A 7,105-nucleotide genomic window follows, 5' to 3' on the forward strand; every position below is an offset into this window, starting at 1 on the left:
ACCTTGCAAAGTGTGAAAGTTCTTCTTCTATAACTTTATTTATATTTGAATTAGAAAATTTAATTGCCTGAAAGATTGCATTTTTTATGGCTTTTGAGTTGCTTTTGCCGTGACTTATGATGACGCAGCCATTTACACCAAGAAGCGGAGCACCGCCGTACTCATCGTAGCTGACCTGTTTTTTTAGAGTTTTGAAAACTTTTCTCATAAGCACCGATCCAGCCATAGCAAGGGGTGATTTTTTGACTTGCTTTTTTATGATCTTGCCTATGGCATCAGCAACGCCTTCGCTCGTTTTTAATAGGATATTTCCCATAAAACCGTCGCAAACCATGACATCAATGCTACCATCAAAAATTTGATTGCCCTCTGCATTGCCAACAAAGCTATCAAGTCTAGAAACCAGCTTAAAAGCCTCTTTACTGACCTCGTTGCCTTTACTCTCTTCTTCACCGTTTGATAAAAGACCGACTTTTGGGGCTTTTCTGCCTAAAATTTCTTTTGCGTAGGCTTCACCCATGATGGCAAACTGAAAAAGATGTTCGCTTCTGCAATCAACATTTGCGCCAACATCCAAAACTAAAGTAGCTGTCTCTTTTGAATTTGGCATAAGCGTCGCGATCGCTGGACGAGATACATTTTTTAGTCTACCAACTCTTAATGTAGCCAAGCTCATAGTAGCACCGCTGTGACCAGCAGAAACGACAGCATCGACATTTTTATCTTTTAAAAGCTCAACAGCTTTGTAGATCGTGCTATCTTTTCTTTTTAGTGCGTCTGTGGCTCCGTCTGACATCGAGATGACTTCGGTAGCTTCTATAAATTCTATATTTTTTAAATAGGGTTGTGGGATGAGTGGTTTTATGGCATTGCTATCACCAACTAATACAGCTTTAAATTCTGTCTCTTTTAGTGCTTCAATAACACCAGATATTATAGGATCTGCACCAAAATCACCACCCATAGCATCAATAGCAATGCGAATCATATTTTAGTATTCACCTGTTGTTTTGTTTATGCGGTGAGGCATTTTCCAAGAACCATCTTTGTCTTTTACAGGCACTGGAAGTGTAACTTTGTAATGTGTTCTACGTTTTGCTGCACGAGAATGACTCACTCTACGCTTTGGTACTGCCATTTTACTCTCCTTTATAAATTTTTACATTTTTCACAATAAAAATAATCGCTCTTAAAAGCTTCTAGCTCACTTTCAAAAACTTCTTTTAAATCAATATTGCCATCAAAAAATTCAACCGTATCGCTAAGCTCATTTTCTCTGTCTTTATAGACACCGTCACTTAAATTTAGCTCTACGTCTTGATCGACTGGCAACATAAACTCATCACCGCATCGATCGCAAATATATTTTATCTCGCCCTTTATGTTGCCTTGGCATTTTACCAAAAAAGGGTCTTTTCTTTTTAAAATTCCACTAAAAACTAGATCATTGTTTCTTACCAGCTCAAAGTTTATCTCTTTGTTTGCTATTTTAGAAAACGGAATAATCAAATTTTAGTCCAAAATTAGCAAATTTCTCTTGAAGCAAAGAAGAAATTTATCTCATTTACAGCGTTTTCTAGGCTGTCGCTTCCGTGAACTGCATTTGCGTCAATGCTATCAGCAAAATCAGCTCTGATAGTGCCAGGAGCTGCTTCTTTTGGGTTAGTTGCGCCCATTAGCTCGCGGTTTTTAGCAACTGCATTTTCGCCCTCTAAAACCATAACTATGACTGGTCCGCTTACCATAAAATCAACTAGATCGTTGAAGAAAGGTCTATCTTTATGAACTGCATAAAATGCTTTTGCATCGCATTTGCTAAGTTTAATTTTCTTTGCAGCTGCGATTCTTAAGCCGTTGCTTTCAAATCTATCTATAATCTTTCCAACAACATTTTTCTTAACAGCGTCAGGCTTAATAATAGAAAGTGTTCTTTGCATAAATTTTCCTTAAAATTTAGGTTATTTAAATGAAGTTGGCAATTATATCAAATAAAGCTTAAAAATAAAATAGGCTCAAATTTGAGCCTAAATTTTGTAAATTTACTGGATTACTGGAGTGCTGCCAGTGCGAGCGTCAGCACCGATTTGATCACGTGAAGGTTGTCCTGCTACTACGGCGTCCCAAACGATGCATCCATCAGTTGGACAGGCAGATGCACAGGCTGGCTCATCGTTGTAGCCTACGCACTCAACGCATTTGTTTGAATAAACATAGTATGTATCTGCTCCAGTTGGGTTGTCGCTATCATCAACAATAGCTGAAACTGGGCACTCATCGATGCATGAACCACAGCTTATACATATATCGGTTATTTTTACAGACATTTTTTCTCCTTAAATAAAATTTTGGCGTAGAATATCAAAAAAAACTGAATATGATATAAATATGCTCTAAAATTTAAAACCAAGCCAAATAATAAAAGCTCTTTTATGAAGTTTTTATCACTTTTAGACTAAATTTATAGGTTAAAATTTCAAAAAAAGGTCATATAAATTTATGAATGATACTATACAAATAACTGGCGCGCGCGAGCACAATCTTAAAAATTTAAACCTTGAAATTCCTAAAAATAAATTAGTAGTTTTTACCGGTCTTAGCGGCAGTGGTAAGAGCACACTAGCCTTTGACACGCTCTATGCCGAGGGGCAGCGCAGGTACATGGAGAGCCTTAGTAGCTATGCTAGGCAGTTTTTAGACCGCGTGGGCAAGCCTGATGTAGATAAGATCGAGGGTCTAACGCCTGCTATCGCGATCGATCAAAAGACAACCTCTAAAAACCCACGCTCAACGGTAGGCACGATCACGGAAATTTATGACTATCTAAGGCTTTTATACGCAAGGGTTGGCGTGCAGCACTGCCATAAATGCGGCAAACCTATCTCAAAAATGAGTGTGAGCGACATCATAAATGAAATTTCAAAGCTCCCGCTTGGCGCAAAAGTGATCATCTATGCGCCGCTAGTTCGTGAGAAAAAGGGCACATGGGCGGACTTGATCGAAAATTTACGCCAAAAAGGCTTTGTTAGAGCACAGATAGATGGCGTGGTGGTGAGGCTTGATGAGGAGATCGAGCTTGCAAAAACGAAAAAACACACGATAAAGGTCATCGTCGATAGGATCGCCATCGATGAACAAAATCACGAACGCCTTGCAAGCGACGTGGAAAAAGCGCTAAATGAGAGCTTTGGTGAGGTCGAGATAGAGATAGCAAATGCCGACGAGCTTGGTTTAAAAGAGAGTTTTATACATTACAGCGAGCACATGGCTTGTTTTGACTGCAAAATTTCATTTACGCCGCTTGAGCCGCTAAGCTTTAGCTTTAACTCACCAAAGGGCGCTTGCGAGCACTGCGACGGACTTGGCATAAGGTATAGCCTAGATATGAGTAAGATCATCGACGAGGAAAAGTCGATAGAAAATGGCGCTATAAAGCTACTTTATGGCTACAACATGAGCTACTACTATAAATTTTTACTTGCTTTTTGCGAGCAAAATGAGATCGACATCAAAAAGCCATACTATGAGCTTAGTGAAGATGAAAAGAGGCTTGTTTTATACGGCAACGTCAAGGAGGTTTCGTTCTTTTGGAAGCGAAACAAGCTACTTAGAAAATTTGACGGAGTGGTTAAAATTTCACACGGGCTTTTGAAGGATTACAAAGACTTTGACGAGTATATGAGTGAGAAAATTTGCGACGCTTGTAATGGTCACAGACTAAAGCCTCAAAGCTTAGCGGTCAAGGTCGCTGGCCTTGGACTTGGCGAAATTTTAGATATGAGCATAGAAAACTGCACCGCATTTTTTTCAAACGAGAAAAATTTCGCCTATCTTAGCGACTACGACAAGGCGATCGCAAAGCCTATCTTAAAAGAGATCAACGAGAGACTTTTCTTTTTATATGACGTGGGACTTGGCTACTTGTCGCTTGGGCGAGATGCTAGGACGATCAGCGGTGGCGAGGCACAGCGCATCAGGATCGCCAGCCAGATAGGAAGTGGGCTAAGTGGCGTCATGTACGTGCTTGATGAGCCAAGTATCGGTCTGCACGAGCGAGATACGATAAAGCTCATAAAGACGCTTAGAAATTTGCAAGCCAAAGGCAACTCTGTAATCGTCGTCGAGCATGATAAAAAGACGATAGAAGAGGCGGACTATATCGTAGATATCGGCCCTGGAGCTGGTAAATTTGGCGGCAGCGTGGTCTTTGCAGGCACGGCAAAAGAGCTTTTAGACTCAAACACACAGACAGCACAATACATAAATGGTAAGAAAAAGATCTACTATCAAAAAAATAGAAAAGCTGAGAAGTGGCTCGAAATTTCAAATGTAAATATCAACAATATCTCAAATTTAACCGCTAAATTTCCGCTTAGAAACCTTGTGGGTATCACTGGTGTTTCAGGATCTGGCAAGAGCTCGCTAGTACTTCAGACCCTGCTTCCAGAGGCGCAGGAGCAGCTAAATAGAGCCAAAAAAGTGAAAAAGATAGCTGGGGTAAATTTAAGCGGACTTGAGAATTTAGACAAGGTGATCTATCTTGATCAAAGCCCGATCGGTCGCACTCCACGCTCAAATCCAGCGACTTATACTGGCGTGATGGATGAGATAAGAAATTTATTTGCGCAGACTAAAGAGGCAAAGCTTAGAGGCTATAAAATAGGGCGCTTTAGCTTTAATGTCAAAGGAGGGCGCTGCGAGAAGTGCCAAGGCGAGGGCGAGATCACGATCGAGATGCACTTTTTGCCTGACATTAACGTGGTTTGTGACGTTTGCAATGGCGCTAGATATAACGCTCAGACCTTGGAAATTTTATATAAGGGCAAAAATATCGCCGAAGTGCTAAATATGAGCATTGATGAGGCGGTTGAGTTCTTTAAGGCTGTGCCAAAGATCGCTTCAAAGCTCACGACACTGCAAGACGTGGGGCTTGGCTACATCACGCTTGGGCAAAACGCAGTCACACTTAGTGGCGGCGAGGCTCAGCGCGTGAAGCTAGCAAAAGAGCTTAGCAGAAGTGACACTGGAAATACGCTTTATATCCTTGATGAGCCAACGACAGGACTTCATTTTGCAGATGTTGATAGGCTGGTAAAGGTGCTAAATCACCTAGTTGATCTTGGAAATTCTGTCTTTGTGATCGAGCATAATATGGATGTCATCAAAAACTGCGACTATATCGTCGATATGGGGCCAGAGGGCGGCGCAAAAGGCGGAAAAGTGATAGCGCGCGGAAATGTCAAAGAGGTAGCTAAAAACTACAAAAAAACTGGCAGCTACACAGGGGAATTTCTAGCACAAGAGCTTGCTTTATTAAAAGCGAAATAAAATAAATTTAATAGTTTGGTGTTTGTCTAAAATACCAAGCTATATATAATAAGTAAGATAAATTAAATTTGTTAAATTTTTAGTGAATTTAAAAAGAAAAAGGGGCGAATGCCCCTGGGATTATGCAGCTGGATAAACAGATACTTTTTTTCTGTTTTTATCAAGTCTTTCAAATTTTACAAAGCCATCGACTAATGCAAAAATAGTGTGATCTTTGCCAAGACCTACGTTATTTCCAGCGTGAGTTGCTGTTCCTCTTTGGCGGATGATTATATTTCCAGCACGAACGAACTCGCCACCAAATTTCTTAACACCTAATCGGCGTCCGATACTATCACGGTTATTTTGGGTTGAACCTTGACCTTTTTTGTGTGCCATATCTTATCTCCTTAAGCTGCGATACTTACGACTTTTACACGTGTAAATTGTCTTCTAAAGCCGCGTTTTAGTTTTGAGTCTTTACGTCTGCGTTTTTTGTAGATAACTACTTTTTTGTCTTTGCCTTCATTAACGACCTCAAGAACAACTTTTGCACCCTTAACAAATGGCGCACCTACCTTTACTTCGCCGTCGTTTACAGCTAAAACTTCTGTAATCTCAACGGTTGATTTAGCTTCAGCACTAAAGTGATCTAGCTTAAGGTACTCGCCCTCGCTAACACGATATTGCTTACCGCCATGCTTAAATATAGCGTATTTTGACATACTCTACCTTTCTAAATTTGGTAAGACCAAAAAGCGCTTTTGGATTTCAAAAGACTTGGGGAGCTTTGTTGGTTGTAAGAGACGGATAATACCCAAAAATTTATAAATTTAAGTTGAATGAGGCGGAAATTTATCCGCCTTTTTGTTTAGTTTAGTAGTCGAGTTCCGGTTTTGGGGTCTTTTCGGTAGATGCAGGAAATGACGGATATTCGACTTTAGGCATTTTGCCTGTTAATGAATTTAAAAACGTCACTATATCGGCAGCTTCTTTATCGTTTATCTCGATACCTAGCTGTACGCTACCCATCATCTTGACGGCGTCTTTTAGAGACCAAACCGCACCGTTGTGAAAATATGGAGCCGTTAGCTCGATATTGCGCAGCGTAGGAGCTTTTACTAGGCCATTTGCGTCGCCTTTAAAGTCGCCCAAATTTGCAAATTTGTATTTGCCCGCAACCTCAAACGGCTGTAAGGTACCGCCCAAATTTATACCGTTGTGGCATGTGGCGCAGCCTTTGTCGATGAAGGTTTTTAGGCCTTTTTTCTCGGCGCCGTTTAGTGCAGCCTCGTCGCCTTCTAAAAATTTATCGAATCTAGACGGAGTTACGAGCGTTCTTTCAAAGATACCTATGGCCGTCGTTACTAGCTCAAAGCTCACATCGCTATTAAACGCAGCTTTAAACTCGCTCACATAGGCAGGGATAGATTTTAGCCTCTGCTCGACTAACTCTGGGGTAGATGCCATCTCCGGCATCGCAGTCATCGGGCCGGCAGCCTGAGCGGCTAGGTGAGCGGCGCGTCCGTCCCAGAACTGCACCGAGTTAAATACCGAGTTATAAACAGTCGGAGCATTTACGTGATGAGGGTTTGGAGTCTATTTGTGGCCGGTAGATGCAGGTACGCCGTCTGCTCCGCCTAGGCCTAAGTTGTGACAGGTGTTACAGCTAATGATGCCAGATTTTGATAATCTCGGATCAAAATAAAGCCTCTTGCCAAGCTCATATGCAGCCATAGTGGTTGGATATTTCTCAGCATCCGGAGAAGCTTCGTTTATCGCTTTGGTTAGTGCCTTCGGG

General features: G+C 41.2%; 8 protein-coding genes and 1 pseudogene. 1 reads left to right on the forward strand and 8 read right to left on the reverse strand.

Going from position 1 to position 7,105, the window contains the following annotated elements; all coding sequences use genetic code 11:
• The 5 genes from plsX to Q0296_RS03530 all read right to left on the reverse strand — a co-directional run.
• The coding region (gene plsX / locus Q0296_RS03510; protein WP_298036585.1) for a phosphate acyltransferase PlsX at window positions 1–988 on the reverse strand (988 nt) is incomplete at its 3' end.
• A gap of 3 nt (window positions 989–991) precedes the next feature.
• Window positions 992–1,138, reverse strand: a complete 147-nt coding sequence (rpmF, locus tag Q0296_RS03515; protein ID WP_002942540.1) for a 50S ribosomal protein L32 — start codon at window positions 1,136–1,138, stop codon at window positions 992–994.
• 11 nt (window positions 1,139–1,149) lie between these two features.
• Window positions 1,150–1,509, reverse strand: coding sequence for a hypothetical protein (locus tag Q0296_RS03520; protein ID WP_298036595.1), 360 nt, complete (start codon window positions 1,507–1,509; stop codon window positions 1,150–1,152).
• Window positions 1,510–1,523: 14 nt separating this feature from the next.
• Window positions 1,524–1,937 carry a nucleoside-diphosphate kinase gene (gene ndk / locus Q0296_RS03525; RefSeq protein ID WP_298036598.1) on the reverse strand — a complete coding sequence of 138 codons (414 nt, stop codon included), beginning with the start codon at window positions 1,935–1,937 and terminating at the stop codon, window positions 1,524–1,526.
• A 102-nt stretch (window positions 1,938–2,039) separates the two neighbouring features.
• Window positions 2,040–2,324: a 4Fe-4S dicluster domain-containing protein gene (locus tag Q0296_RS03530; protein WP_002942606.1), complete on the reverse strand. Its 285-nt coding sequence runs from the start codon at window positions 2,322–2,324 to the stop codon at window positions 2,040–2,042.
• Window positions 2,325–2,496: 172 nt separating this feature from the next.
• On the opposite strand from Q0296_RS03530, the gene uvrA reads away from it, so the two are divergent.
• Window positions 2,497–5,325 carry an excinuclease ABC subunit UvrA gene (gene uvrA, locus Q0296_RS03535; RefSeq protein WP_298036605.1) on the forward strand — a complete coding sequence of 943 codons (2,829 nt, stop codon included), beginning with the start codon at window positions 2,497–2,499 and terminating at the stop codon, window positions 5,323–5,325.
• Window positions 5,326–5,445: 120 nt separating this feature from the next.
• On the opposite strand, the gene rpmA is transcribed toward uvrA, so the two are convergent.
• The 3 genes and pseudogenes from rpmA to Q0296_RS03550 form a co-directional block, all read right to left on the reverse strand.
• On the reverse strand, window positions 5,446–5,703 hold the full coding sequence (gene rpmA / locus Q0296_RS03540) for a 50S ribosomal protein L27 (protein WP_002942569.1): 258 nt from the start codon (window positions 5,701–5,703) through the stop codon (window positions 5,446–5,448).
• Between the two features lie 11 nt (window positions 5,704–5,714).
• Window positions 5,715–6,029, reverse strand: coding sequence for a 50S ribosomal protein L21 (rplU, locus tag Q0296_RS03545; RefSeq protein ID WP_021090648.1), 315 nt, complete (start codon window positions 6,027–6,029; stop codon window positions 5,715–5,717).
• Between the two features lie 151 nt (window positions 6,030–6,180).
• Window positions 6,181–7,105: pseudogene (locus tag Q0296_RS03550) on the reverse strand (cytochrome-c peroxidase); the annotation flags it as partial.

Source organism: uncultured Campylobacter sp., assembly GCF_937890585.1.
In the GTDB taxonomy this organism is placed as follows: Bacteria; Campylobacterota; Campylobacteria; order Campylobacterales; family Campylobacteraceae; genus Campylobacter_A.